Here is a 25073-nt window from a genome sequence, read left to right on the forward strand (position 1 = left end):
CCCCAGCCACTGAGGCGCCCGGACCCTGGACTTCTCCACCGATGGTAAGCCGGGCGGGGTGCCGGGACCAACCCGTCCCGCGCGTCCCTCACCCGGTCAGGTGCTGGCGCAGGGTCGTGCCGGCGTACTCGCGGCGGAACAGGCCGCGCCGCTGGAGCTCGGGCACGACGTGGTCGACGAACGCGTCCAGCGAGGCGGGCAGTGCCGGCGGCATCAGGTTGAACCCGTCCGCCCCTCCCCCGCGGAACCACTCCTCGACCCGGTCGGCGACCTGCTCGGGAGCACCGACGACCGTGCAGTGCCCACCACCGGCGGCCAGGCGACCGAGCAGCTCCCGCACGGTGGGGCGCTCCACCTGCACGATCCGCAGGACCGTCTCGTAGCGCCCGCGCGGGCCGGGGAAACCCTCCGCGGGCGGCAGCGGCGGCACGGGCGCGTCCAGGTCCCACGCCGTGCAGTCCTGCCGCACGAACGTCGACAGCTGCGCCAGGGAGTGCTCCACCGGCAGCAGCACGTCCAGTTCCGCCCGCAACCGGTGCGCCTCCTCCTCGGTCGACCCCACGAACGCCACCAGACCGGGCATGACGACCAGCGCGTCGGGGTCGCGGCCCGCGGCGGCGGCGCGGCGGCGCACGTCCTCGCGGTACGCCCGCGCGCTGGGCAGGTCGTGCGCCACGGCGTAGACGCCCTCCGCACGGCCGGCGGCGAGGTCGCGGCCGGCGTCGGACGCGCCCGCCTGGAACAGCACCGGGCGGCCCTGCGGGGATCGCGGGACCGTCAGGGGGCCGTCCACGGAGAAGTGCGCGCCCCGGTGCTCGACCCGGTGCACGCGGGAGGGTTCTGCGTAGCGGCCGGCGCGGTCCAGCACCAGGGCGTCGGCGTCCCAGGAGTCCCACAGCGCCAGGGCGGCCTCGACGAACTCCGCGGCGCGCTCGTACCGCCGTTCCGACGGCGGCATCGCGTCCAGACCGAAGTTGCGGGCCTCCGCGTCGTGCATGGAGGTGACGACGTTCCACCCGGCGCGCCCACCGGACAGGTGGTCCAGGGAGGCGAGCGTGCGCGCGGCGTGGAACGGCTGCCAGAACGTCGTGGACACCGTGGAGACCAGGCCGACGCGCTCGGTGGCGCGGGCCATCGCCGCCAGGGTGGTCAGCGGTTCCAGGAACCAGCCCGGGCCCAGCGAGACGTCACCGGTGGACTGCCCGTCGGCGAAGAACACCGCGTCGAACAGGCCGCGCTCGGCGGTGCGGGCGAGGTCCTCGTACCAGTGCACGTCCCCGAGGCGCTCGACGTCGGAGGACGGGTGGCGCCAGGCGGCGGCGTGGTGGCCCGTCCCGTACAGGAACGCGCCGAGGTGCAGCTGCCGTCCCGCGGGGTTCACGGCACCAGCACGGCGCGGCCGGTGACCTCGCCGCGCGCGAGCGCGCCCAGCACCTCGTCCACCGCGTCCAGCGGCTCGACGCGGTCGACGACGCTGCGCACCACGCCGCGCGCGACGAGGTCCAGGCCGAGCTCCAGCTCCGCCAGGGTGTTCGAGACGGACGTGAGGATCCGCTGCTCGGGCACCACCAGCTCCACGGGGTTCAGCTCGACGCGCTCGGCGGAGTAGCCGACGTAGACGAGCGCCCCGCCGGGACCGAGCGCGGCGAGGGCCTGCCGCCCGGTGGCGGCGGTGCCGACGAGCTCGAACACCGCGTCCGCGCCCCCGGTGAGGCGCTGCACCTGTGCGCCGACGTCCCCGTCGGCGGGGTCGAGGACCCACTCGGCACCGAGGGACCGCGCCAGGTCGCGACGTCGCTGCGAGCGGGCGACGGCTGCGACGCGGGCCCCGCGGTGGCGCAGCACCTGCACCAGCGCCGAACCCACCCCGCCCGCCCCGTAGACGACGGTGACGTCGTCGGCGCGCACGTCGGCGACCGCGGCGGCGTGCAGGGCGGTGGTGACGCTGCACGCCACCGGTGCCGCCTGCTCGAACGTCAGCGCGTCCGGGACGCGGGCGAGGCTGCGCGCGGGTACGGCGAGGAACTCCGCGAAACCCCCGTCGGAGGCGAACGCGAGCATCCCGCGCGGGGACGCGCACAGGTTCTCCCGGCCGCGCCGGCACTGCCGGCAGTCGCCGCAGGAGTGCAGGTAGTGCACGGCGACCCGGTCGCCCGGGGCCCACCCGGTGACGCCGGCGCCGGCCCCCTCGACGGTCCCGGCGACCTCGTGCCCCAGGGTGATCGGCGTGCGGGCGGGGGTCAGCAGGCCCTCGGTGAAGTGCAGCTCGGTGGCGCACACGCCAGCGGCGCGCACGCGGACGAGGACCTCACCGGGGCCGGGTTCGGGGCGCGGGACCTCCTGCACCTCGATCGGGCGACCGGGTCCGGTGAAACGAGCGGCCTTCACGGGGAACCTCCTGTAGCGGGTGGGGTCAGGCGCCGAGGGCGTCCCAGGCGGCGATGCCGCCGCGCAGGTGCACGACGTCGGCCCGGCCGTGCTCGCGCAGCGCGCGCAGGGCCTGCGCCGAGCGGGTCCCCCCGGCGCAGTGCAGCACCAGCGGTTCACCGGGTGCGACGGCGCCGGGGTCGGCGAGCAGGTCCGCCAGCGGGACGAGGACGGACCCGGGGACGGCGTGCGCGGCGTGCTCGGCGGGTTCGCGCACGTCCACGAGGACGAACCGGTCGCGGCCCGCGTCCCGCTCGCGCAGGCGCCGCGCCAGTTCCGCCGCGTCCAGCCCGGGCACGTCCGCGTCGTCCACCGCGCACACCTCGTCCACGGGGGCGACCCGCGTGACGGGGGCGCGGCGCGGGTCGGGGGCCAGGCGCAGGGTCCGCCACGTCATCGCGAGCGCGTCGTGCACCAGCACGCGCCCCAGCAGGCTCGAACCGGCACCGGTGATGAGCTTGACGGCCTCGGTGACCATCGTCGACCCCACCGCCGCGCACACCCCGCCCACGACACCGGCTTCCCCGCACGAGGGCACCGTCCCCGGCGCGGGGGGCTCGGGGAACAGGTCGCGGTAGGTCGGCCCGCGCCCCTGCCAGAACACCGCGACCTGCCCGTCGAACCGCAGCACCGCCCCCCACACCCAGGGCCTGCCCGCCAGGACGCACGCGTCGTTGACGAGGTACCGGGTGGCGAAGTTGTCGGAGCCGTCGAGCACGAGGTCGTACCCGGACACGACGTCCAGCGCGTTGCCCGCGGTCAGCCGCTCGCGGTGGCGGACCACCCGCACGAGCGGGTTCGCGCGGGCCACCGCGTCGGCGGCGCTGTCCACCTTGGGGCGGCCCACGTCGTCGGTGCCGTGCAGCACCTGCCGCTGCAGGTTCGACTCGTCCACCACGTCGTCGTCGACGACGCCGATCGTGCCGACGCCCGCGGCCGCCAGGTACAGCAGCGCCGGGGAACCGAGCCCACCGGCGCCGACGACGAGGACGCGGGCCGCCTTCAGCCGGCGCTGGCCCTCCTCGCCGATCTGCGGCAGCAGGAGCTGGCGCGCGTAGCGGCGGCGCTCCTGGTCCGTCAGGTCCGGCGCCGGCCGCACCAGCGGCGGCAGCCGGGCGCTCACGGGTTCGGCTCCAGGTCCGCCAGGCCCTCCCACGGGGAGGACGCCAGCGCGAGGGAGCGCCGCGGGATGCGGCCGGCCAGCCGCGCGGCGCGGCCGGCCAGCACGGCGTGCCGCATCGCCGACCCCATCAGCTCGGGGTCCTGCGCGCGCGTGACGGCCGTGGCCAGCAGCACCGCGTCGCAGCCCAGCTCCATCGCCCGCGCCGCGTCGGACGCGGTGCCGATGCCGGCGTCCAGGACGACGGGGACCCCGGCGCGCTCGGCGATGAGGGCGATGTTGTGGGGGTTGAGGATCCCCAGCCCCGTGCCGATCGGCGCGCCCAGCGGCATCACGGCGGCGCACCCCGCGCGTTCCAGCCGCAGCGCCAGCGCCGGGTCGTCGTTGGTGTAGGCCAGCACGGTGAAACCGTCGTCGACGAGCTGCTCGGCGGCGTCGAGGAGTTCCACGGCGTCCGGCAGCAGGGTGTCCTCGTCGGCGACGACCTCCAGCTTCACCCAGTCCGTGCCGAGCGCCTCGCGGCCCAGTCGCGCCGTCAGCAGCGCCTCGCGCGCGGTGCGGCAGCCGGCGGTGTTCGGCAGCACCTGGACGCCGGCGCGCTCGAGAACGTCCAGCAGGGAACCGCGGGCGGCCGGGTCGACGCGCCGCAGCGCCACCGTCGTCAGTTCCGTGCCGGACGCGCGCAGGGCGCGTTCCAGCACGTCGTGGTTCGCCGCCCCGCCCGTCCCGGTGACGAGGCGGGAGCGGAACTCCCGGCCGGCGAGCACGAACGGGTCGTCGTGCAGCGTCCCGGTGCCCTCCGTCGTCGGCGCGCTCACCCTCCCGCCACCGCCTGGAGCACCTCGAGGCGGTCTCCCGCGGCGACGGGCGTGCGTGCCCAGCGGCCCGAGGGCACGACCTCCTCCGACAGCGCGACCGCGACGCCGCGGCCGGGTTCCAGCGACGGGGCGAACCGCGCCACCACCTCCGCCACGCTGGACCCCTCCGGCACGCGCAGCGGTTCCCCGTTGACGAGCACCTCGACCTCCCCGCTCGAACTCCCGGTCACCGGGCCCTCACCTCCTCGCGGGCCGCGGTGCGCGACCCGAACCTCCCCGGGTCGCAGGCCGCGACCTCGGGCGGGACGTCCTCGCCGGCGGCCAGCGCCGCCACGGCGTCGGCCGTGATCCCCGACAGCAGCACTCCGTTGCGGTGGTGCCCGGTCGCCAGCAGCAGGCCGGGCACCTCGCCGAACCCGATGAGCGGCAGGTTGTCGGGGGAACCCGGCCGCGAGCGCGCCAGGACCTCCACGAGTTCCAGTTCCGCCACGCCCGGCACGAGCGCCTGCGCGTCGCGCAGCAGGTCGTGCACCGCGCCGGCGGTCACCGCCTCGTCGAAACCCCGTTCCTCCGTGGTGGCCCCGACGACGAGCTCCCCGCTGCGGCGGGGCACCAGGTACACGTCGCGGTCGCGCACCACGCCGCGGACGGTGCGCGTCAGCAGGTGGCCGGCGGGGGGCATCCGCAGGCGCAGCACCTGCCCCTTCACCGGGCGCACCGGGGCGTGCGGGTGGGCGCGCGCACCGGTCGCCAGGACGACCAGGTCCGCGCGCAGCACCGCACCGCCGGCGAGCCGGACCCCCGAGGCGCGCCCGTCCTCGACGAGGACCTCACCGGTCTCGGCGACGTGCTCGACGCCGCGGTCCCGGGCTGCCGCGCGCAGCGCCCGCAGCAGTTCCCGGGGGTCGACCTGGTGGTCGCCGCGCACCAGGGTTCCGCCGCTGACCCCGGGGTCGAGCAGGGGTTCCAGGCGCCGGCACTCCCGGCCGGTGAGGGCGCGGACGTCCAGGCCGAGGCGCTCCTGGGCGCGGCGCACGTCGGCGAGGCGGGCGCGGTCACCGGCGTCCAGCGCGACCACCAGCGTCCCGCAGGCCCGGTACCCGGTGGGTGCACCGCCGGCGGCGCGCTCCACGTCCGCGACGTACCGGGGGAAACCCGCCGCTGCGAGCAGGCCCAGTTCCAGCAGTTCCCGCTCGCCGTGGTGCAGTTCGCTGACGGGGGCGAGCATCCCGGCCGCCGCGCGCGAGGCGCCGCCGCCGGGCACGGGGTCGACCAGCACGACCCGGTGGCCGCGCCCGGCCAGGCGCCACGCGCACGCGGCCCCCACCACCCCGCCGCCGAGCACGACGACGCGGCCCGGGACCGCGCCGTGCGCGGCCGGGGAACCCCAGGGGGGAACCACCAGCACTCTCCCTTCGCCGGCACTACCCGGAGCAGGTTCGACGGTCGGCGAGTGCGCTCGCCCTCTCAGCCCGCGATCCCGGGCTCCCGTGGTGCGGTCACCATACCCCCGCCGCTGGCACACTCGTCCAGGTGCCGAACACCGGGGAACCCCAGCAGACGCGAGAACCCCTGAACCCGCGCGAGGCGCTGCGCGCCGCCCGCCTGTACCTGTGCACCGGCTCCCGCCGGCGCGAGGGCGACCTGGAGCAGTTCCTCGACGCCGCGCTGGGCGCCGGGGTGGACGTCGTGCAGCTGCGCGAGAAGGGCCTGGAGGCCGCCGAGGAGCTGGAGCTGCTGGAGGTGTTCGCGGACGCGGCCCGCCGGCACGGCCGCCTGCTGGCCGTCAACGACCGCGCGGACGTCGCGGCCGTCGCCGGTTCGCACGTCCTGCACCTGGGGCAGCGGGACCTGCCGCCCGCGGCGGCCCGCCGGCTCGTGGGCGCCGGCACCCTGGTCGGCCGCTCCACCCACTCCCCCGAGCAGTTCGACGCGGCGGTCGCCGACCCCGAGGTGGACTACGCGTGCGTGGGCCCGACGTGGGCGACGCCCACGAAACCGGGACGCGCCGCGACCGGCCTGGACCTCGTGCGGCACGCCGCGGTGAGCGCGGCCGGGACGCCGTGGTTCGCGATCGGCGGGATCGACCTCTCCACGGTGGAGGAGGTCGTGGCGGCGGGTGCGCGCCGGGTCGTGGTCGTGCGGGCGATCACCGGCGCCGACGACCCGGCCGCGGCGACCGCCGAGCTGCTGCGCCGCCTGCCGGAGCCGCTGCCCGCCGCCTGAGCCCCGGTGCCCCCGGGCGCCGGGGCTCAGGGGGTGCCGGGGCGGGGACGGGCGGCGAGCTCCTCCCGCAGCCGGCCGACCTCCTCGGCGAGCCGCTGCACGTCGGCCCGGGTGGCCTCGGCGTCGGCCCCGGAGGTGTCGCGGACCTCGTCGAGGAACCACGACGCCAGCGACCCGGTGACCACGCCGACCAGGGCGATGCCCGAGAGCATCAGCCCCACCGCGACGGCGCGGCCGGTCGCGGTGACCGGGGAGTAGTCGCCGTACCCGACCGTGGTGATGGTGGTCGCCACCCACCACACGGCCTCGCCGAAGGTCGTGATGGTCGCCCCCGGGGCGTCCCGCTCGGCGTCCAGGACCGCGCAGGCGGCGCTGAAACCGATGAGGATCGTCGCGGAGGTCACGAACAGGCCGACGCGGCCGCGCAGCCGCGTGCCGGCGCGCTGGTTCAGCAGGCGCAGCACCGTCACCAGGCGCAGCAGACGCAACGGCTGCAGCATCGGCAGCACCAGCAGCAGCAGGTCCAGCGGGTGGGTCGCGACGAAGCGCGCGCGGTTCCGGCTCAGGGCCAGCCGGAGCAGGTAGTCCACGCCGAACGCCGCCCACGTGAGGGTCCGCACGACGTGGCACGCGGTCCGCACCTGCTCCGGCAGCGCGGGCTGCAGGATCGGCAGCGAGTACGCCACCAGCCACAGCACGGCCACGACCGTCGCCAGCCGTTCGCTGCGGTGCGCGTAGGCGCGGTACCGGGCGTCGGCCCGGGCGTCGCGCGGATCGGTGGTCGCTGTGCTCACGGCAGCCTTGCTAACGGCGCCGCGGCGGGCTGTCCATCCGGGCTGCCGTCGGCACGTCCGGGCGGGGGCGCCCGCGGCCGGTGGCGCGCGGGGTCGTCACCGGGGCGGGGGCGGGGCTCCGTCGACCCGCTCCCGTCCCGGTGCTCCCGGTCGACCCCCCGACCGGGGCCTCACCGCACCGGTGCTCAGACCGGCGCGACGAGGGGTTCGGCGGAGCGCGCGTGCAGCTCCCGCAGGTCGGCGACGCGCCCGGCCGCGACCTCGGCGGCCTCGGTGTCGCCGCGGACCTCGGCCGCGCGCTGCTCGGACAGGGCCAGCTCCACCTGGGCGGTGAGCTCGGCGGTGAAGGTCGGGATGGTGGGGGTCACGGTGGCTCCTCGGGTCGCTCCGTCGGTGCGGGTCATCGGGTGGCCGGCTCGATGTCGAACAGGGGCGCCAGGCCGGTGCGGTGCAGCACGTCCAGGTCGTCGCGGCCCAGCCCGCGCAGGACGACCCGGCCGCCCCGCACGCGGCAGCACCGCTTGGCGCGCAGCAGCAGGGCCACGACCACCGAGGACAGGTGCTCCACGCCGGAGACGTCCACCACGAGGGTGGAGGTCCCGGAGTCCAGCGCCTCGCCCAGGCTGCGGCGGAGAGCGCCGACGCCCTGGCGCAGGCAGCCCTCGTGGAGCGCCACCACGGTGACGCCCTCCTCGGTCGCCGCCGTCGTCGCCCCGGCGGTCCTGTCGCGGTCGAGGACCTGCACCACGCCCACGCTCCCTCCCGGTGCGGCCCGCACCGGGAGGTGCGGGACGTTGGCCGCCCCGCCGCTGCCGTGCGGGGCGTGAGCAGAACTCTGACCGAGGCGTGTTGCGTTTCCCCGGTCGTCTCCTTTGCGGTTGCGTGACGATCCGTGATCGGGCCACCCCCCGGTCGGCGCGGGGCGGTGCGGCGCTGGCAGCATGCCGACGTGTCCACGCACGTCCTGGTCCTCGACGACGACGACGGGATCAGGACGTCCCTGGCGCTGGCGCTGGAGGACGAGGGCTACCTGGTCACCGCCTGCGGCGCCGCCGAGGACGCCCTGGCCGCCGTCGTGCGGGGCCCGCAGCCCGACGTCCTGGTGGTCGACCTCATGCTCGGCGGCATCGACGGGTTCACGTTCATCCGGCGGGTGCGGCCGGTGTGCGAGTCGCCGGTGATCGTCCTGTCCGCCCGGCACGACAAGAGCGACATCGTCGCCGCCCTGGAGGCCGGCGCCGACGACTACGTCACCAAGCCGTTCGACCTCGGGGAGCTGTTCGCGCGGCTGCGGGCGCTGCGCCGGCGCGCCGAGGGGGCCGCTGCCGCGGAGGAGGCGCTGGTCCTGGACTCCGTGGACGGCCCGCTCGTGCTCGACGCCGCCGCCGGCACCGTGCGCCGCGGCGGCGAGCAGGTCCACCTGACCGTCACCGAGTTCCGGCTGCTGCGGGAGCTGGCCGAGGCGCCGGGGCGGGTGCTCAGCCGGCGCACGCTGCTGGAGCGGGTGTGGGACCGGGGCTTCTTCGGCGACGAGCGGATCGTCGACGTCCACGTGCGCAGGCTGCGCACCAAGATCGAGCCCGACCCGTCCGCCCCGCGGCTGGTGACCACGGTGCGCGGCCTGGGGTACCGGCTGGACCGCCGGTGAGGCGACCGCGGTCGCCGGGCCTGCGCGCCGGCATCACCGTCTCCTTCACCCTGGGCGCCACCGTCCTGGCCACGCTCGCGGCGATCGGCACCCACGCGGTGACCCGCGAGTACCTGCTGACCCAGCGGGAGGACACCGCCGTGCGGCAGGCGTTCGTCGACGCCTCCTCCGTGCGCGACGGGCTGCGCACCTCCGGGGTCAGCGTCACCGACGTCCTGGGGGCGGTGGCGCCGCCCAGCGGCTCGGAGCTGCTGGTGCGCCGCGACGGGCGCTGGTACTCCGGGTCCCTGCAGGTCGGCGGCGACGACGTGCCCGCCGCCCTGGGGGACGCGGTGGCCTCCGGCACGGCCGGGGTGACGTGGACGCGCGTGGACGGGCAGGCCGCGCTCGCGGTGGGCGTGCCGCTGCCCGGGGTGGGCGCGGAGTTCTACGAGGTCGCCGTCACGACGGAGCTGGAGCGCACCCTCGTCGCCGTGCGCAACGCCCTGGCGGCGTTCGCGCTGTCCACCGCCGTCGGCGGCGCCCTGCTGGGGGTGTGGGCCTCGCGGCGGGCGGTCGCGCCGCTGCACGCGGTGGCCCGCACCGCGGCCAGCATCGCCGGCGGGGAGCTGGGGATCCGCCTGCCGCCCACCTCGGACCCGGACCTGGCCACGATCGTCGGCTCCTTCAACAGCATGGTCGACGCGCTGGAGGAGCAGATCCAGCGGGAGGTGCGCTTCAGCGCCGACGTCAGCCACGAGCTGCGCTCACCGCTGACCACCCTCGTGACCAGCGTCGCGCTGCTGCAGCGCCGCCGCGACGAGCTGCCGCCGCGCTCGCAGCAGGCCCTGGACCTGGTGGCGCGCGAGCTGGACCGCTTCCAGCAGACCCTGGACGACCTGCTGGAGCTGGCGCGCCTGGAGTCCGGCGCGGCCGGGCGCCCCCGCGTGCGCACGGGTGCCACGAGCCTGGCCCGGCAGGCGCTGGACGCCAGCGGCCGCCCGGACGTCCCGGTGCGCGCCGACGGCCCCGGCGCGCTGGTGGACGTGGACACCCAGCAGCTCGCCCGGGCGCTGGTGAACCTGTTCGACAACGCCGACCGGCACGGCGAGGGGCTGGTGGAGGTCGGGGTGCAGTGCACCGGGGACCGGGTGCGGTTCCTCGTAGACGACGCGGGCCCGGGCGTGCCGCCCGGGGAGCGGCAGCGGGTGTTCGAGCGGTTCGCGCGCGCCGGTTCGCGCGGGTCCCTGCCGGGTTCGGGTCTGGGGCTGAGCCTGGTCGCGGAGACGGTGCGCGCCCACGGCGGCACGGTGCGCTGCGCGGCGTCCCCCCTCGGCGGGGCCCGCTTCGTCGTGGAACTGCCGGTGGCGCCCGCTCCCGCCGGGGCGGCGGGGACGGCGGCTCCGGCGGCGCGCGTCTCCGGGGAGCGGGCATGAGGGCCCGCGGGCCGCTGGTGGCGCTGGCCGCGGCGGCGGTGCTGGCCGCCTGCGGCGCGCCGTCCGACGGGCAGGTGCGCGAGATCGGCCCGACCGACGTGCCGTACGGGCTCATGGAGCCGGCGCCCGTGCCGTCGGCGGACAGCTCCACCACCGCAGCCCCGAGCGACGGGCCGCGGGTGTACTTCCTCCAGGACGACCGGCTGCTGGCGGTGCCGCTGGGCCGCGGCGGCACGGCCGGGACCGGCACGCCCGCGCGGCTCGGGGACCTGCTGGACCGGCTGTCGGCCGGGCCGGGGCAGCAGGAGCGCGCCGACGGGCTCAGCAGCGCCCTCGGCCCGGACGTGCGGCTGAGCGCGGTGGACGTCGCCGACGGCACGGCGCGGGTGTCGGTGGAGGGTCTGGCGCAGAACATCGCCGCCGACCGCCTGCCGCTGGCGGTGGGGCAGGTGGTCCTGACCGCCACCACGGCGCCGGGCGTGCTGAGCGTGCTGCTGCTGCGCGACGGGGAGGTCCTGGAGGTCCCGCTGCCCGGTGGGGAGCGGACCGCCGGTCCCGTCACCGCCGGGGACTACGCGGCCCTGGTCGGTCCCGACCGGCAGGTGCCGGCGTCCTGAGCGCGCCCACCGCGACGCAGCGGCGGGGGCGCCGGGGGCGTCAGCGCAGGTGGCCGGTGACGACGCTGCGCAGGTGGCCGGTGGAGGCGTCGCGCAGGTGGCCGGTCTTCCCGGAGTCCTTGGCGACGGAGACCTTCACGGTGCTCTTCGGCGCGGCCGTGGCGGCGGGGGCCAGGGCGGCGGAACCGGCGAGCACGGAGCCGGCGACGAGCAGGGCGGCGAAGGCGCGGGAAGCGGACACGGTGACTCTCCTCCAGTCGTGATCGGGACTGAGCGTCACCGACACCAGTGCCATCGGTCCCCCTCCCCGCACGCTTGAGGACGCACTTCCGGAAAATCTGACTACGGTGCGTCACCACCCGGGTGTGCCCGGCACGGCCGTCCCGCCGAGTGGCGACCCGCCGCCCCCGGTGCGACGCTCGAGCCACCTCGAGGAGGAGGACGACGTGGACGCTCGGGCGACGACGGCGCAGGACCTGCTGCAGGTCCTGCACGAGGGACGGCCGGTGCGGCCGGTGCGGGGGAACCGCTCGGCCGACCTGGACGGACGACGGGTGCTGGCCTGGTGGACGGGGTTCCGCGACCAGGTGCTGGCCAGACGGGTGGAGCTCGACGGGGTGGCGGGCGCCCTCGTGGAGACGGTGCTGGCGGCCGACGCCGAGGTGGCCGGGCAGCCGCCGGGCGCCTCCCCCGCCCAGGTGTTCGAGGCGGTGGCGCGCGGCGTCTCGCGCACCCGGGGGCCGCTGCAGCCGCTGAGCGCCTGGTTCGAGGACCTGGCGCGGGTGTGCAGCGGGGACGTGGGCACGCACGAGCTGGCGCTGGCCGCCGGGCACGTCGGCGTCGCGGGCGAGGACGGCGGGGAGCCCGTGCTGCGGGCGATGGCTCCGGCGGCGCGGGCCCTGGCGGGCGCCGACGCGGCGGGGGTCCCGGCGGTGACGGCGCTGACGGCCGCGTACCGAGCGGCTGCGGACGGGGCCCGCGGCACCGTGCACGAGGGGTCCGTGGACCCGGTGGCGCTGACGGTGGCCTGGTTCTTCGAGCGCGGCACGGTCGTCTGACCCGCCCCCCTCCCCGGCTCCCCACCCCGCGGTGGGGAGCCGGGGAAGTAGTTGCACTTTCAAGGGAGAAGGGGTTACTGTCGACCCAGAAGTTGAAGACTCAACGACCTGGGGAGACCACGATGGGCTGGTTCGGCAAGAAGAACGACGAGAAGAGCGCGGCGAGCACCACCGCGAACGGCACCGCCACCGCGACGCTGCCCGCCCCCGCGGCCCCGCCGCAGGTGCCCGGCTACCTGCCCGGCACGTGGACCATCGACGCCTCGCACTCCGAGGTGTCCTTCACCGTGCGGCACATGGCCGTCAGCAAGGTCCGCGGCCGGCTCGGCGCCGTGTCCGGCGAGATCGTCACCACCGACGACCTCACCGGCTCCTCGGTCCACGCCACCGTCGACGTCACCTCGCTCACCACCTTCAACGAGCAGCGCGACGCCCACGTCCACAGCGGCGACTTCTTCGACGTCGCCACCCACCCGTCGGCGACGTTCGTCTCCACCGCCCTCACCCACGACGGCGACGACTTCCTGCTCACCGGCGACCTCACCCTCAAGGGCGTCACCCGCCCCGTCACCCTGACGATGGAGGTCTCCGGGTTCGGGCCCGACGCCTACGGCGGCACCCGCGCCGGTTTCTCCGCCAAGGGCCGCATCGACCGCCGCGAGTTCGGCATCTCCTTCGACGCCAAGCTCGACAACGGCGGCCTCGTCGTCGCCGACAAGGTGGACCTCGAGCTCGACGTCGAGGCCGTGCTCAACGCCTGAGGGGAACCCTCGGGACCACCCTCCCCAGGACGGTCCGCAGCATCGGCCCCCGCGGCGACGACGCCATCAGGCGCAGGTCGTCCGCGGGGCCGGTGCCGCCGTCCAGGAAACCCAGCACACGGTGCACCGGGTTCCGCGCGAACAGGCCCGTGAAGAACCCCGCCCCGTCCACGCGGCCGGACGCCAGCGCCTCCAGCACCAGCGAGTCCATGAGCAGGTGCCGGCGCCGGTGCGCCGGCGGCAGCACCAGCGGTGAACCCTCCCGCGCCCGCGCCGCCAGGACGTCCGCCTGGCGCTGCAGCGCGCTGAACGCGTAGCCCGTCGAGGGGCGCACCGACCCCGACGCCGCCCCCCAGCGCAGCACCCCGGGAACACCGGACGGCGCGAAGTCCGCGTCCGTCATCGGGATGACGCCGCGCTCGGTGCCCAGCACCTCCACCTCGCCGATCCCGCTGCGCAGCAGGTACTCCGCCAGGAGCTCCTCGTACCGCTCGGCGTCCAGGACGCCGCCCGAGAACTCCGTGTACTCCACCAGCGCCTCGTGCGGCGACGTCGGGAGCACGTACCCGAACGCCACCCCACCGGCAGGCTGCGGGAGGCGGAAGTCCATCAGCGTCACCGTCGAGGGGTCGAACACCGGGCGCTCGGCGCGCACCCGCCGGCCGAGGAAGTGCTGCAGCAGCAGGGTCCGCCCCGTGCGGGGCACCGGGACCGGGCGGGTGTCCACCACCGTCCACCCGGGTTCCCGCAGTTCCGCCACGTCGTCGACGGCGAACTCCTCCACCTCCACGCCCGCACCGGCCAGGCGCTCGCGCACCGCGGCGTCCAGGTCCTGCGAGCGCAGCATCCGGTAGCGCCAGCCGCCCAGGTGCGCGACGACGTCGTCGCCGGCGACCGGCACGAGCCGGACCCTCGGCCACGACGCCGACACCAGGTGGCCGAACGGCCCCGGCCCGGCCGGTCCCCACGTGCACCAGGTCCGCGACCGGGTCCGACGGCCCGAGGACACCGGCGCCTCCACGACCCGCAGCGGTACCCCGGAACCCGCCAGCCGCCACGCCAGGCTCGCGCCCGCCGCCCCCAGACCCACCACGACGACCCCCGCCGGGGCACCACCCGCACCGCTCGCCCCCGGACCGTCCACGCCCCTAGGGTCCCAGTGCCCGAACACCGCCGCCCCGGGAGGCACCCGTGAAACTCGTCACCGGTTTCCGCGACTTCGTCCTGCGCGGGAACGTCATCGACCTGGCGGTGGCCGTGGTCATCGGCACCGCCTTCACGGCCGTGGTGACGTCCGTCGTCCAGGGGCTCATCAACCCGCTCGTCGCCGCGATCGGCGGCGGCCCGGACCTGGCCGGGACGTGGGTGGTGCCCCTGCGCACGATCACCGTCGACGGGGAGGCGCAGGAGGTGGGGCTGCAGTTCGGCACGGTCGTCGGCGCGGTGCTGAACTTCCTCATCGTCGCGGCCGTCGTGTACTTCCTCGTCGTCACGCCGCTGAACCGCCTGCTGGCCCTGCGCAAGGAGAACCAGGCGCCCGAGCCGGCGGCCCCCAGCGAGGACGTCCGGCTGCTCACGGAGATCCGCGACCTCCTCGCGCAGCAGCAGGGCGGTACCCCCGCCGGGGACCGCGGCCCCCGGGCCGGGGCCTAGCGCCCGGAGGAGCTCTCCGGGCCGGTGTCCCCGGAGACCGCCTGCTCGGCGTCGCGCTCGTCGATGAGGACGCCGGCCAGCGGGTCGCCCGCACCGGTGCCCGCCGGGATCCCCTCCTCGGTGCCGAGCGGGTCCTCGGGGCTGCGCGCGGGCGAGGGCTGGATGCCGCCGTCCGACCCGCGGGCCACCTGACGGCTGCCACCCTCCTCCACGGCGCGCACCTCGGCGTTGTCCGTGGGGTCGACCCGGTCGGTCGGCCGGGTGCTCTTGCCGGTCTCGTCGCTGGGAGTGCTCACGGCTCACCACCCTGACGGCGCCGCCCCTCCCCCGCCACCGGAACCCCGGCGGACGGCTCAGCCCCCGGGGGTGTCGCGCAGCCCGAGGACGCGCAGACCGCGCAGGCGGTTCAGGGCCGCCGCCACCTCGTGCGGGCGCGGCACCGCCACGTCGGCGCTCGCCCCGCCCGTCCACCCGTCCACCGGCCCGGCCAGGTCCGCCACCAGCAGCTCCAGCGCCGCCGCCAGCGCGCGCCGCCCGTCCAGGTGACCGGCCGCGACGAGGTGGTCCAGCGCGTACCCCGCACCGGCGACCTGCGAGGGGTCGGTGAACTGCCGAACCGCCCGCACGTCCACGTCGTGCTCACCGAACAGCAGCGCGTCGGTGCCGCGCGCGGACACCTTGCGCCGATCGCGCACCCGCGGGTCCAGCGAGCGCGGGTCCACCACCCGGTGCCGCACCGGCGGGAAGCCCTCCACCTCCACCGCCCGGCCCGTCGGGGTCGCCGCCACCTCGCGGGCGCGCTCGGTGACGTCCTCGCAGCGGAACTCCCGCATCAGCAGCACCCGGTCGGCCACGTCGAGGAAGTCGCCGGAGGCGCCCACCACCAGCACCGTCGAGACCCCGTGGTCGGTGTGCAGGGAGCGCACCAGGTCCACGAACGGGTTCAGCGGCTCGGCGCCCTTCGCCACCAGCGCCTGCATGCGCGCGTCGCGCACCATGAGGTTCGTCGCCGCCGTGTCCTCGTCCACCAGCAGCAGGCGGCTGCCCGCCTCCAGCGCCTCCACGACCGCGGCGGCCTGCGACGTGGAGCCGGAGGCGTCGGCGGTGCTGAAGTCGCGCGGGTCCAGCCCGCCGGGCAGGCCGGTGACGAACGCGCCGACGTCCACCCGCGTCACCGCCCGCCCGTCCTCGGCGCGGATCGCCGCCGCGTCCGCGACCGCGACGACCAGCTCGCGCCCGTCACCGGGCACGTGGTCGTGCACGCCCGCCCGCAGCGCGGCCAGCAGCGTCGACTTGCCGTGGAAACCGCCGCCCACGACGACCGTGACGCCCTCGTGCACCCCCATCCCGCTCACCCGGCCGCGGTGCGGCAGGTCCACCTCCACGCGCAGCGACGGCGGGCTCGTGAACGGCACCGCGTCCAGCGCCGGGCGCGGGTCCACGCCGCTGCGCCGCGGCAGCACCGCGCCGTCGGCGACGAAGGCCACCAGGCCGAGCTCCGGCAGCCGGGACCGCAGCACCGCGGCGTCCTCCACCGCGTCGACGAAGGCGCGCACCTCGGCCGCGTCCAGCGCGGGCGCCAGCAGCGCCGAGCGCACCAGCTCCGGCAACGCCCCGGTGAGGTCCCGCGCCGCGGTGCGGCCGTCGATCCGCCGGCGCGGGCCGGGCAGGTGGTAGCCGAACCGCAGCACCACCGACCCGTCCGCACCGACCTCGCAGCTGCTGCGCTGCAGCACCTCCTGCCCGCCCGCGTCCACGCGGAACGTGCCGCCGGCCGCGGCGCGGGCCCGGCGGGCCAGGTACCCGGCGAGCGCGCGGCGGCGCGCCGGGGCGTCCAGCCCCAGCGGCGCGAACCCCGCGGTGGCCGCGTCCACCCGCACCTCGCACCGGCTCGGCGGGGCGAACGGGTCGGCCTGCCCGCGCACGAGGGAGAACGTCGCCCCCGGCAGCAGCGGCCAGCGCCGGCCCGTCAGCGAGCGGTAGCGCGCGTACGGGCCGTCGTGCAGCCGGTGCAGCGCACCCGCCAGGTCGGCGCCGGCGTGCTCGCGGTCGCGGTCGCGGGAGGGGGCGTGGTCGCGAGGTCGGGGCACACCGCGACCCTACGAGCGGCGGCCTACCCGGCGGCGAGCGCGCCGGGGGCCGGCTCGGCGGCCAGGTCCGCCGCCCACAGGTCCGGGCCGAACACCTCGTACTGCACGTCGCGCGGCGAGACCCCCCGGTCCAGCAGCGCGGTGCGCACCGCCCGCATGAAGGGGATCGGCCCGCACAGGTAGTACAGGGCGTCCTCGGGCAGGTCCACGTCCGCGAGGTCCATGAACCCGCGGGACACCCCGCCGACCGGCAGGCCCTCGCCGCCGCCCCGCTCCAGCCACACGTGCGCGGAGGCGTTCGGCAGGGCCGCCACGTCGGCGAGCACCTGCTCGCGCAGCGCGAAGGAGTCCTCCCGCGCGTCGGCGTGCAGCAGCAGCACCCGCAGGCCCGAACCGGCGGCGGCCAGGTGCGAGAGCATCCCCGCCATCGGCGCGACGCCGATGCCGGCGCTGGCGAACACCACCGGGCGGCCGGAGTCGTCCAGGACCACGTCGCCGAAGGGCAGCGACAGCGTCAGCTCGTCGCCCACCCCCACCGACTCGCACAGGGCCGTGGACACCTCGCCGTCCGGCTCCCCGCCGCCGTGCACGCGCTTGACGGAGAACTGCCGGTGCCGGCCGTCGTCGGCGCGGGTCAGGCTGTACTGGCGCGGCTGTCGCACGCCGTCCGGCAGCGGCACCTGCACGGTGACGTACTGCCCGGGCAGGGACGTCTTCACCAGGCGGTCGTCGGTGCGCTCCACCACGAACGTCACCACGTCGTCGGTCTCGCGGACCTTCCGCGCGACCCGCCACGGGCGCCACACCGTGTCCGGGCGCACCCCGCGGGCGCTGTACAGGCCCCTCTCCTGGTGGATCAGCGCGTACGCCATCAGCCAGTACACCTCGTCCCACGCGGCGGCCACCTCCGGCGTGACCGCGTCGCCGAGGACGTCGCCGACGGCCCAGAAGAGGTGCTCGTGCACGACGTCGTACTGCTCGGGCCGGATGCCCAGCGAGGCGTGCTTGTGCGCGATGCGCGACAGCAGCTGCTCGGGCAGCTGCTCGGGGGTCTTGAGCAGGGCGCTGGCGAAGACGGCCACCGACCCGGCCAGCGCCACCTGCTGGCCGCCCCGGGCCTGGTTGCCGCGGTTGAAGGTGCCGTCGAACAGCTCGGGGTGGGCGGCGAACATGTGCCCGTAGAAGCGCTTCGCGATCAGCTGCACGTTGTCGGCGACCACGGGCAGGGTCGCCTCCAGCACCGGTCGGGACCGTTCGGAGAGCATCGGGGTCCTCCCTGGGTTCGTCCGCGTCGACGCCCCACGCCACCACGGCGGCGCGGCCCGTGCCAGCGGGGAGGTGTCGCCGGGCCGGGCTCAGCCGGGCAGCTGCCCGTACACCCGCCCGACGGGCAGCCGCACCACGCGGCGGCCGTCGCGCACCATCGCCGCCCGGTAGTCGTCCCAGTCGGGGTGCTCACCGGCCAGCGACCGGTACAGGTCCACCAGCTCCCCCACCGTCGCGTCGTCCTCGCGCTGCGCGACGGGGGTCAGCTCCGCGTCGCCCTCCACGACCGTCCAGGACCCGAAGTCGTCGGCGCTGACGTGCAGCGAGGCGCGCGGGTCCCGCTCGAGGTTGCGCGACTTGGCGCGCCCGGCGGTGATCGACACCCGCACCAGCCGGCGGGCGGGGTCGTAGTGGTGGGTGACGTTGGACAGCTGCGGGCGCCCGTCCCGCTTCAGCGTCACCAGGACGCCGTTGCGGGTGGCGGCGACGAGGTCCAGCAACTGCTGCTCGCGGTCGGTGCTCACGGCGCGACGCTAGGCGCGCGGACGTCCCCGCACCAGGGGTCAGCGGGTGCGCAGGACGTCCTCCAGGGTCCGGGCGGGGTGGCCGGTGAGGCGCTGCACGACGTCGCTGACGACGTCCAGCTCACCCGCGGCGACGGCGGTGTACGTGCTGACCCAGCCGTCCACCTCCCAGCGCGGCGCCCCGAACCCGGCGCGGGAGGCGTACGCCTCCTCCACGGTCTCCTGCACGTAGCGCACCGGTTCCCCGGTGACGCGGGTGATCGTCCGCGCGACCTCCGCCATGCTCAGCGCCTGCGGCCCGGTCACGTCGTAGGTGCGCCCGGCGTGCGACTCGTCCAGCAGCGCGGCCACGGCGACCTCGGCGACGTCGGCGCGCGCCACGGCCCCCAGCCGCCCCTCGCCCGCCGGGCCGCGCAGCGCCCCGTCGGTGACGAACTCCGGCAGCACGTCGAGGTAGAAGGAGTTGCGCAGCACCGTGGTCTCCAGGCGGGCCGCGGCGAGCAGGTCCTCGGTGGCGGCGTGGTCGCGGCCGAAGGTGAAGGTGCAGTCCGGCGCCGCCCCCAGGAACGAGGTGTAGACGACGCGCCGCACCCCCGCCGCGGCGGCGGCCTCCACGGCCGCGCGGTGCTGCGCCACGCGGCCGGCGGCCTCCGAGGCGGACACCAGCAGCAGCACGTCCACCCCGTCGAGCGCGTGGCGCAGCGCCTCGCCGTCGTCGTAGGCGGCCGCCCGCACGTCGGCGCCGACGAGGTCGGGGGCCCGGGAGGGGTTCCGGACCACCAGCCGCTGCGGCACGGCCGCCGCCGCCAGGGCGCGCGCCACGCGCCCGCCGACGTGCCCGGTCGCACCCGTCACCCCGATGAGTCCCACGGGGCCCAGCCTGGCGCGACTCGCGCCGGGGAGCACTCCGGGGACGACGAAGGCCCCGGTCGAGATCGACCGGGGCCTTCACCCTGTGCGCGAGGGGGGAGTTGAACCCCCACGCCCTTTCGGGCACACGGACCTGAACCGTGCGCGTCTGCCTATTCCGCCACTCGCGCAGACATGAAGACCTTAGCAGGTCCACGAGGCCTCCACGGACGCCCCCGCTCTCCCGACGGGGCCGGCAGGGCTCCCGCGGCTACGATGCGGGAGCCGGAGCAGCGGGGTTCTCGAGGAGGGGGGCGGAGCGTGGGAGTGCTCGACCGGTTCGAGCGCGGGGTCGAACGAGCCGTCAACGGCGTCTTCGCCCGCGCCTTCCGCAGCGAGGTACAGCCCGTGGAGGTCGCCAGCGCCCTGCGCCGCGAGCTCGACGACCGCGCCGCCGTCCTGGCGCGCGGGCGCACCCTCGTGCCCAACAGCTTCATCGTGGAGCTCGGTCGCGCCGACCACGACAAGATCGCCTCCTGGCAGGACACGCTGGCCGACGAGCTCGTCGCGGCCGTCACCCAGCACGCCGAGAAGCAGCGCTACTCCTTCGTCGGCCCCGTGCGGGTGGACTTCCACGAGTCCGACGACCTGGAGACCGGCGTCTTCCGCGTCCTCAGCTCCACGGTGAAGGGGCGGGTGGCGCCCGCCACCGCCCGCACCTCCACCGCCGGCAGGCCCCAGCTGGAGGTCGACGGGCGCGGGTACGTGCTCACCGAGGCCGTCACGGTCCTCGGCCGCGGCTCCGAGGCCGACGTCGTCGTCGACGACCCCGGCGTCTCCCGCCGGCACGCCGAGGTCCGCGTCGGCCCCGCCGGTGCGCGCCTGGTCGACCTCGGCTCCACCAACGGCACGTTCGTCGACGGCGAGCGGGTGTCCTCCACGGACCTGTTCGACGGCGCGACCATCACCCTCGGACGCACCCGCGCGGTCTACCGCGCACCGCGCCGCGACGAGGCCTGGACCTGAGGAGCCCGTGAGCGAGCTCACCCTGACCGCGCTGCGGCTCGGCCTGCTGGCCCTGCTGTGGCTGTTCGTGCTCGCCGTCGTCGGCGTGCTGCGCACCGACCTGCTCGGGACCCGCGTCACCGCGCGGCGCACCGAGCGCGACCGCGGCCGCGGCCGCCGCACCGAGGCGCCCCCCGAGGCCCCGCGGCGCGAGCGCGCCACCCTGGTGGTCGTGGAGGGGTCGCTGCGCGGCACCACCCTCGCGCTGGGGTCGGCACCCGTCCTCATCGGCCGCGGCGCCGACTGCACCCTGGTCCTGGACGACGAGTACGCCTCCACCCGCCACGTGCGCATCACCCCCGCCGAGGGCGGCACCGGCTGGCTCGTGGAGGACCTGCAGTCCACCAACGGCAGCTACCTGGGCCGCGACCGCCTGAGCACCCCGGTGCCCTTCGAGCCCGGCACGCCGCTGCGCATCGGGCGGACCGTCCTCGAACTGCGGAGGTGAGCGGACCGTGGCCATCGCCCTGCGCTACGCCGCCCGCTCCGACGTCGGGCTGGTGCGCTCCACCAACCAGGACTCCGGCTACGCCGGCCCCCACCTGCTCGTCGTCGCCGACGGCATGGGCGGGCACGCCGGCGGCGACGTCGCCTCCTCCCTGGCCGTCGGGGAGCTCGCCGGCCTGGACGGCGAGTCCCACGGCAGCGACGACGCCGCCGAGCACCTGCACCACGCCCTGGAGGCCGCCAACGACCAGCTGCGCCGCCGGGTGGCCGACGAGCCCGAGCTGGCGGGGATGGGCACCACCGTCACCGCGGTGCTGCGCGCCGGCTCGCGCCTCGTCCTGGCGCACATCGGCGACTCCCGCGGCTACCTGCTGCGCGACGGCGTCCTGACCCAGCTCACCCGCGACCACAGCTACGTGCAGTCGCTCATCGACGAGGGCCGCATCAGCGCCGAGGAGGCCGAGCGGCACCCCCAGCGCTCGGTGATCATGCGGGTGCTCACGGGCCGCGACGACGACACCGCCGACGTGTCGGTGCGCGAGGCCCGCCCCGGCGACCGCTACCTGCTGTGCTCGGACGGCCTGTCCGGCGTGGTCAGCGCCGAGACCCTCGCCGAGACCCTCGCCGCCGGCGAGGCGCCCGACGCCACCTGCGAGCGGCTCGTGGAGCTGGCGCTGCGCGGCGGCGGCCCCGACAACGTCTCCTGCGTGGTCGCCGACGTGGTGGAGCTCGGCGGCGGGCCCCCGCCGTCCACGACCCCCCAGGTCGTGGGCGCGGCCGCGTTCCACCGGCCCCGCCGCTCCAGCGCCGCCGGCACCCCCGCGGCGCGGGCCGCGGCGCTGCGCGCGCCCCGCGAGGGCGACGACGACCAGGAGGACGACGATCCCGGCCCCCGCGACCGGACGGAGCGCACGCGCCGGCAGCGGGCGCGCCGCCGCTGGATCGCCGGCCCCCTGCTGCTGCTGGTGCTGCTGGCCGCCGGAGCGTGGGGCGGGTGGCGGTGGAGCCAGCACCAGTACTTCGTGGGGGTCGACGACTCCCGCGTGGCCCTGTTCCAGGGCCTGACGCAGGACATCGGCCCGCTGAGCACCTCGCGCGTGGTGGAGCGCACCGGCATCGCCCTCAGCGACCTGCCCAGCACGTACGCCGCGCGGGTCACCGACCGCATCAGCGCGTCCGGGCTCAGCGAGGCGCGGCAGACCATCGAGAACCTCGAGGAGCTCGCGGCGGACTGCCGGGCGGCGGCGCAGGACCCCTCGCCCACCGCTGCGTCCACCGACTCGCCCACGACCTCGCCCACGACCTCGCCCACGACCTCGCCCACCGCCGCCCCCGCGGCGGCGCTGACGGCGGCGGAGGCGACGGCGAGCGCACCGGGGACGCCCACGACCACCGGCACACCGGGCGACGCGCCCGCCGAGGACTGCGGAGGGGTCGGCTGATGGCCACCGTCCTGCCCGTCTACCCGACCACGCGCCGCAACGTCGAGCTCGTGCTCGTCGTGGCGGCCGTGCTCATCGCGTGCGGCGCCTGGGCCGTGCTGGGCCTCACCGGCGAGGGGGCGCTGCCCGCCGGGCTGCTCGTGCACGGCGGGGGCCTGGGCGCGCTCGCCGTGGTCCTGCACCTGCTGCTGCGCTGGCGCGCCCCGCACGCCGACCCCGTCCTGCTGCCGGTGACGACGCTGCTCAACGGCCTGGGCCTGGTGATGATCCACCGCCTCGACCTGGCCGAGGGCACCGGCTCGGCGTCCCGGCAGTTCGTGTGGTCCGCGCTGGGTGTCGCCGCCGCCGGGGCGGTCGTCGTGGTGCTGCGCGACCACCGCATCCTGCGCCGCTACACGTTCACCGCGATGGTCGCCGGCCTCGTGCTGCTGCTGCTGCCGCTGGTGCCCGGCCTGGGCCGCACCGTCAACGGCGCGCGCATCTGGATCGGGATCGGCCCGCTGTCGTTCCAGCCCGGCGAGATCGCCAAGATCGCGCTGGCGGTGTTCTTCGCCGGCTACCTCGTCGTGCACCGCGACGCGCTGTCCCTGACCGGGCCCAAGGTGCTGTTCCTGCGCCTGCCGCGCGCCCGCGACCTCGGGCCCATCCTCCTCGCGTGGGCCGTCAGCGTCGGCGTGCTGGTGCTGCAGCGCGACCTGGGCACCTCGCTGCTGTTCTTCGGGCTGTTCGTGGCCGTGCTGTACGTGTCCACCGAGCGGGTCAGCTGGATCCTGCTCGGCCTGGGCCTGTTCGCCGCCGGGGCCGTGTTCGCCGCCACGACGATGTCCCACGTGCGCAGCCGCGTGGACATCTGGCTGCACCCCTTCGAGGCGGACAACGCCGACAGCGCCTACCAGCTGCTGCAGGGCCTGTACGGCATGGCCAACGGCGGGCTGCTGGGCACCGGCCTGGACCGGGGCCGGCCCGACATCGTCCCGTACGCCAACTCCGACTTCATCTACGCCTCGTTCGGCGAGGAGCTGGGCCTGGTGGGGCTGTTCGCCCTGCTGCTGCTGTACGGCGTGCTCGTGGAGCGGGGCCTGCGCACCGCCATCGGGGTGCGCGACGGCTTCGGCAAGCTGCTGGCCGCGGGCCTGGCGTTCTCCGTGGCGCTGCAGGTGTTCGTCGTCGTCGGCGGCGTCACCCGCGTCATCCCGCTGACCGGCCTGACCACGCCCTTCCTCGCCGCGGGCGGCTCGTCGCTGGTGTCGAACTGGATCGTGGTGGGACTGCTGCTGCGGATCTCCGACCTGGCCCGCCGCCCCGCGGTGGAGGTGCGCAACGGTCCCGAGCCCGGTGGCGACACCGGCGTGACGCAGGCGGTGCGGATCCCGTGAACCGTCCCCTGCGCAGGCTGTCGGCCGTCGTCGCCTTCCTCTTCTTCGCGCTGTTCGCCTCCACGACGTGGATCCAGTTCGTGCGCGCCGGCGACCTCAACGCGATGCCCGGCAACAGCCGTCAGCTGTACGCCGAGTTCGGCCGCGAGCGCGGCGCGATCCTCGTGGGCGCCGGCCAGGCCGTCGCGACCAGCGTGGAGGTGGAGGACCCGTACGAGTTCCTGCGCCAGTACGCCGCCGGTGAGCTGTACGCCCCGGTCACCGGCTACTACTCCATCCGCTACGGCGCCTCCGGGATCGAGCGCGCCATGAACGACGTGCTCTCCGGCACCGCCGACGAGCTGTTCTACCGGCGGCTCGCGGACCTGCTCACCGGGGAGGACCCGGCCGGGGCATCGGTCACCCTCACCCTGGACCCCGAGGTGCAGCAGGCCGCGTGGGACGCCCTCGACGGGCGCAAGGGCGCCGTCGTCGCCCTCGACCCGTCCACCGGTGACGTGCTGGCCATGGTCTCCAGCCCCAGCTACGACCCCGACGTGCTGGCCACCCACGACGGCCAGGCCGCCGAGCAGGCGTGGCAGTCGCTGCTCGCCGACGAGGACGACCCGCTGACGAACCGGCCGATCGGCGCGCTCTACCCGCCGGGGTCCACGTTCAAGCTGGTCACCGCCGCGGCGGCGCTGGAGAGCGGTGAGTACACCACCGACAGCCTCGTGGCCGGCCCGCGGGAGCTGGACCTGCCGCAGACCGACAACACGCTGAGCAACGACGAGGGCACCGCCTGCGGGCCGAACGACCAGGTCAGCCTGCTCGACGCGCTGCGCATCTCCTGCAACACGGCCTTCGGCCAGCTCGGCCTGGACCTCGGCGCCGAGGCCCTCGACGCGCAGGCGGAGGCGTTCGGCTTCGAGCAACCCCTGTCGATCCCGATGTCGGTGACGCGGAGCCAGTTCCCCGAGGACGCGTCCGGGCCGCTGCTGGCGTACGCCGGCATCGGGCAGGGCGACGTGCGGGTGACCCCGCTGCAGGTGGCGATGGTCTCCGCGGCCATCGCGAACGACGGCGTCGTCATGGAGCCGAACCTCGTCCGGACCGTGCGGGAGGCGGACTCCCTCGACGTCATCTCCGAGCCCGCCCCGAAGGAGCTCGGCCGTGCGGTGAGCGAGGACACCGCCGCCGCGCTGCAGGAGATGATGCGCGCCGTCGTGGAGTCCGGCACGGGCACGCGCGCGCAGATCGACGGCGCCGTCGTGGGCGGCAAGACCGGCACCGCGCAGCGCGGTGCGGGGCAGGTCCCCTACGCCTGGTTCACCTCGTGGGCGCAGGACGACGAGGGCGAGAACCGGGAGGTGGCCGTCGCCGTGGTCATCGAGGACGGCGGCTCGGTGGACAGCGCCTACGGCGGCCGGCTGTCGGCACCGGTGGCGCAGCAGGTCATGCGGGCGGCGCTCGATGGGTGACGGGCGCGCCGCGGGCG

28 protein-coding genes, 1 tRNA gene and 1 riboswitch are annotated in these 25073 nt (G+C 76.4%); of the genes, 12 read left to right on the top strand and 17 right to left on the bottom strand.

What is annotated here, in order from left to right; genetic code table 11:
• Positions 1 to 88: 88 nt before the first annotated feature.
• The 6 genes from ACRYR8_RS08265 to thiO form a co-directional block, all read right to left on the bottom strand.
• Positions 89 to 1381 carry an LLM class flavin-dependent oxidoreductase gene (locus tag ACRYR8_RS08265; RefSeq protein ID WP_432483921.1) on the bottom strand — a complete coding sequence of 431 codons (1293 nt, stop codon included), beginning with the start codon at positions 1379 to 1381 and terminating at the stop codon, positions 89 to 91.
• Entirely contained in the window at positions 1378 to 2388 is a 1011-nt protein-coding gene (locus ACRYR8_RS08270) for an alcohol dehydrogenase catalytic domain-containing protein (protein ID WP_432483922.1), read from the bottom strand. The genes ACRYR8_RS08265 and ACRYR8_RS08270 overlap by 4 nt, the downstream gene beginning before the upstream one ends.
• 25 nt (positions 2389 to 2413) lie before the next feature.
• Positions 2414 to 3550 (bottom strand): molybdopterin-synthase adenylyltransferase MoeB, encoded by a 1137-nt coding sequence (gene moeB, locus ACRYR8_RS08275; protein ID WP_432483923.1) that lies wholly within the window; start codon positions 3548 to 3550, stop codon positions 2414 to 2416.
• Positions 3547 to 4332: a thiazole synthase gene (locus ACRYR8_RS08280; RefSeq protein WP_432483969.1), complete on the bottom strand. Its 786-nt coding sequence runs from the start codon at positions 4330 to 4332 to the stop codon at positions 3547 to 3549. Before ACRYR8_RS08280 ends, moeB begins: the two co-directional genes overlap by 4 nt.
• A 29-nt stretch (positions 4333 to 4361) precedes the next feature.
• Complete coding sequence (gene thiS / locus ACRYR8_RS08285; protein ID WP_432483924.1) at positions 4362 to 4595, bottom strand: sulfur carrier protein ThiS; 234 nt, start codon at positions 4593 to 4595, stop codon at positions 4362 to 4364.
• Positions 4592 to 5767: a glycine oxidase ThiO gene (gene thiO, locus ACRYR8_RS08290; RefSeq protein ID WP_432483925.1), complete on the bottom strand. Its 1176-nt coding sequence runs from the start codon at positions 5765 to 5767 to the stop codon at positions 4592 to 4594. Before thiO ends, thiS begins: the two co-directional genes overlap by 4 nt.
• A riboswitch (TPP riboswitch) is annotated at positions 5758 to 5867 on the bottom strand. (Overlaps the previous gene by 10 nt.)
• A 31-nt stretch (positions 5868 to 5898) precedes the next feature.
• On the opposite strand from thiO, the gene thiE reads away from it, so the two are divergent.
• Positions 5899 to 6591: a thiamine phosphate synthase gene (gene thiE, locus ACRYR8_RS08295; protein ID WP_432483926.1), complete on the top strand. Its 693-nt coding sequence runs from the start codon at positions 5899 to 5901 to the stop codon at positions 6589 to 6591.
• A 26-nt stretch (positions 6592 to 6617) separates the two neighbouring features.
• Here thiE and ACRYR8_RS08300 read toward each other — a convergent pair whose 3' ends face one another.
• The 3 genes from ACRYR8_RS08300 to ACRYR8_RS08310 form a co-directional block, all read right to left on the bottom strand.
• On the bottom strand, positions 6618 to 7385 hold the full coding sequence (locus ACRYR8_RS08300; RefSeq protein ID WP_432483927.1) for a potassium channel family protein: 768 nt from the start codon (positions 7383 to 7385) through the stop codon (positions 6618 to 6620).
• Positions 7386 to 7570: 185 nt separating this feature from the next.
• On the bottom strand, positions 7571 to 7753 hold the full coding sequence (locus tag ACRYR8_RS08305) for a hypothetical protein (RefSeq protein ID WP_432483928.1): 183 nt from the start codon (positions 7751 to 7753) through the stop codon (positions 7571 to 7573).
• Between the two features lie 32 nt (positions 7754 to 7785).
• On the bottom strand, positions 7786 to 8133 hold the full coding sequence (locus ACRYR8_RS08310) for an STAS domain-containing protein (RefSeq protein ID WP_432483929.1): 348 nt from the start codon (positions 8131 to 8133) through the stop codon (positions 7786 to 7788).
• Between the two features lie 201 nt (positions 8134 to 8334).
• Here ACRYR8_RS08310 and ACRYR8_RS08315 point away from each other — a divergent pair, with 201 nt between their 5' ends.
• Genes ACRYR8_RS08315 through ACRYR8_RS08325 form a run of 3 tightly spaced genes read left to right on the top strand, consistent with a single transcriptional unit; the run spans position 8335 to position 11065 of the window.
• Positions 8335 to 9033 carry a winged helix-turn-helix domain-containing protein gene (locus ACRYR8_RS08315; RefSeq protein ID WP_432483931.1) on the top strand — a complete coding sequence of 233 codons (699 nt, stop codon included), beginning with the start codon at positions 8335 to 8337 and terminating at the stop codon, positions 9031 to 9033.
• Positions 9030 to 10448, top strand: a complete 1419-nt coding sequence (locus ACRYR8_RS08320) for a sensor histidine kinase (protein ID WP_432483932.1) — start codon at positions 9030 to 9032, stop codon at positions 10446 to 10448. The genes ACRYR8_RS08315 and ACRYR8_RS08320 overlap by 4 nt, the downstream gene beginning before the upstream one ends.
• The gene (locus ACRYR8_RS08325; RefSeq protein ID WP_432483933.1) at positions 10445 to 11065 is read left to right on the top strand and encodes a GerMN domain-containing protein; all 621 of its coding nucleotides are present in this window, start codon (positions 10445 to 10447) and stop codon (positions 11063 to 11065) included. The genes ACRYR8_RS08320 and ACRYR8_RS08325 overlap by 4 nt, the downstream gene beginning before the upstream one ends.
• 40 nt (positions 11066 to 11105) lie before the next feature.
• Here the strand turns inward: ACRYR8_RS08325 and ACRYR8_RS08330 are convergent, their stop codons facing one another.
• Positions 11106 to 11306 carry a hypothetical protein gene (locus ACRYR8_RS08330; RefSeq protein WP_432483934.1) on the bottom strand — a complete coding sequence of 67 codons (201 nt, stop codon included), beginning with the start codon at positions 11304 to 11306 and terminating at the stop codon, positions 11106 to 11108.
• Between the two features lie 205 nt (positions 11307 to 11511).
• Here ACRYR8_RS08330 and ACRYR8_RS08335 point away from each other — a divergent pair, with 205 nt between their 5' ends.
• Both ACRYR8_RS08335 and ACRYR8_RS08340 read left to right on the top strand, forming a co-directional pair.
• Positions 11512 to 12123: a hypothetical protein gene (locus tag ACRYR8_RS08335; protein WP_432483935.1), complete on the top strand. Its 612-nt coding sequence runs from the start codon at positions 11512 to 11514 to the stop codon at positions 12121 to 12123.
• A 122-nt stretch (positions 12124 to 12245) separates the two neighbouring features.
• Positions 12246 to 12884 carry a YceI family protein gene (locus ACRYR8_RS08340; protein ID WP_432483936.1) on the top strand — a complete coding sequence of 213 codons (639 nt, stop codon included), beginning with the start codon at positions 12246 to 12248 and terminating at the stop codon, positions 12882 to 12884.
• Here the strand turns inward: ACRYR8_RS08340 and ACRYR8_RS08345 are convergent.
• Entirely contained in the window at positions 12874 to 14028 is a 1155-nt protein-coding gene (locus ACRYR8_RS08345) for a lycopene cyclase family protein (protein ID WP_432483937.1), read from the bottom strand. The genes ACRYR8_RS08340 and ACRYR8_RS08345 overlap by 11 nt on opposite strands.
• Before the next feature lie 47 nt (positions 14029 to 14075).
• Between ACRYR8_RS08345 and mscL the strand changes: the two genes are divergently transcribed.
• A complete protein-coding gene (gene mscL, locus ACRYR8_RS08350; protein WP_432483938.1) occupies positions 14076 to 14537 on the top strand; it encodes a large conductance mechanosensitive channel protein MscL in 462 nt (153 codons plus the stop codon).
• Here mscL and ACRYR8_RS08355 read toward each other — a convergent pair.
• The 6 genes from ACRYR8_RS08355 to ACRYR8_RS08380 all read right to left on the bottom strand — a co-directional run bounded on the left by ACRYR8_RS08355 (position 14534) and on the right by ACRYR8_RS08380 (position 19457).
• The gene (locus ACRYR8_RS08355) at positions 14534 to 14833 is read right to left on the bottom strand and encodes a hypothetical protein (protein ID WP_432483939.1); all 300 of its coding nucleotides are present in this window, start codon (positions 14831 to 14833) and stop codon (positions 14534 to 14536) included. The two genes, mscL and ACRYR8_RS08355, sit on opposite strands and share 4 nt — an antisense overlap.
• Positions 14834 to 14890: 57 nt before the next feature.
• Complete coding sequence (locus ACRYR8_RS08360; RefSeq protein ID WP_432483940.1) at positions 14891 to 16627, bottom strand: P-loop domain-containing protein; 1737 nt, start codon at positions 16625 to 16627, stop codon at positions 14891 to 14893.
• 23 nt (positions 16628 to 16650) lie between these two features.
• Positions 16651 to 17892, bottom strand: coding sequence for a globin domain-containing protein (locus ACRYR8_RS08365; protein WP_432483941.1), 1242 nt, complete (start codon positions 17890 to 17892; stop codon positions 16651 to 16653).
• Between the two features lie 90 nt (positions 17893 to 17982).
• Positions 17983 to 18417, bottom strand: coding sequence for a PPOX class F420-dependent oxidoreductase (locus ACRYR8_RS08370; protein WP_432483942.1), 435 nt, complete (start codon positions 18415 to 18417; stop codon positions 17983 to 17985).
• A 39-nt stretch (positions 18418 to 18456) separates the two neighbouring features.
• Positions 18457 to 19287, bottom strand: a complete 831-nt coding sequence (locus ACRYR8_RS08375) for an NAD(P)H-binding protein (protein WP_432483943.1) — start codon at positions 19285 to 19287, stop codon at positions 18457 to 18459.
• 86 nt (positions 19288 to 19373) lie between these two features.
• A tRNA-Leu gene (locus ACRYR8_RS08380) sits at positions 19374 to 19457 on the bottom strand.
• Positions 19458 to 19587: 130 nt separating this feature from the next.
• Here ACRYR8_RS08380 and ACRYR8_RS08385 point away from each other — a divergent pair.
• The 5 genes from ACRYR8_RS08385 to ACRYR8_RS08405 are packed head-to-tail and all read left to right on the top strand — an operon-like array spanning position 19588 to position 25056.
• Complete coding sequence (locus tag ACRYR8_RS08385; protein ID WP_432483944.1) at positions 19588 to 20292, top strand: FHA domain-containing protein; 705 nt, start codon at positions 19588 to 19590, stop codon at positions 20290 to 20292.
• A 7-nt stretch (positions 20293 to 20299) separates the two neighbouring features.
• Complete coding sequence (locus tag ACRYR8_RS08390) at positions 20300 to 20779, top strand: FHA domain-containing protein FhaB/FipA (RefSeq protein ID WP_432483945.1); 480 nt, start codon at positions 20300 to 20302, stop codon at positions 20777 to 20779.
• Positions 20780 to 20786: 7 nt separating this feature from the next.
• Positions 20787 to 22220: a PP2C family protein-serine/threonine phosphatase gene (locus tag ACRYR8_RS08395; protein ID WP_432483946.1), complete on the top strand. Its 1434-nt coding sequence runs from the start codon at positions 20787 to 20789 to the stop codon at positions 22218 to 22220.
• Positions 22220 to 23596, top strand: coding sequence for an FtsW/RodA/SpoVE family cell cycle protein (locus ACRYR8_RS08400; protein ID WP_432483947.1), 1377 nt, complete (start codon positions 22220 to 22222; stop codon positions 23594 to 23596). Before ACRYR8_RS08395 ends, ACRYR8_RS08400 begins: the two co-directional genes overlap by 1 nt.
• Positions 23593 to 25056: a peptidoglycan D,D-transpeptidase FtsI family protein gene (locus ACRYR8_RS08405; RefSeq protein ID WP_432483948.1), complete on the top strand. Its 1464-nt coding sequence runs from the start codon at positions 23593 to 23595 to the stop codon at positions 25054 to 25056. Before ACRYR8_RS08400 ends, ACRYR8_RS08405 begins: the two co-directional genes overlap by 4 nt.
• Positions 25057 to 25073 lie beyond the last annotated feature (17 nt).

The sequence above is a fragment of the Kineococcus esterisolvens genome, from assembly GCF_050871405.1.
Lineage (GTDB): Bacteria > Actinomycetota > Actinomycetes > Actinomycetales > Kineococcaceae > Kineococcus.

Bases quoted from the DNA above. Each gene is read 5' to 3' on its own strand.
- ACRYR8_RS08340 (WP_432483936.1), top strand. From the start codon at position 12,246: ATGGGCTGGTTCGGCAAGAAGAACGACGAGAAGAGCGCGGCGAGCACC.
- ACRYR8_RS08400 (WP_432483947.1), top strand. From the start codon at position 22,220: ATGGCCACCGTCCTGCCCGTCTACCCGACCACGCGCCGCAACGTCGAG.
- ACRYR8_RS08365 (WP_432483941.1), bottom strand. From the start codon at position 17,892: ATGCTCTCCGAACGGTCCCGACCGGTGCTGGAGGCGACCCTGCCCGTG.
- ACRYR8_RS08325 (WP_432483933.1), top strand. From the start codon at position 10,445: ATGAGGGCCCGCGGGCCGCTGGTGGCGCTGGCCGCGGCGGCGGTGCTG.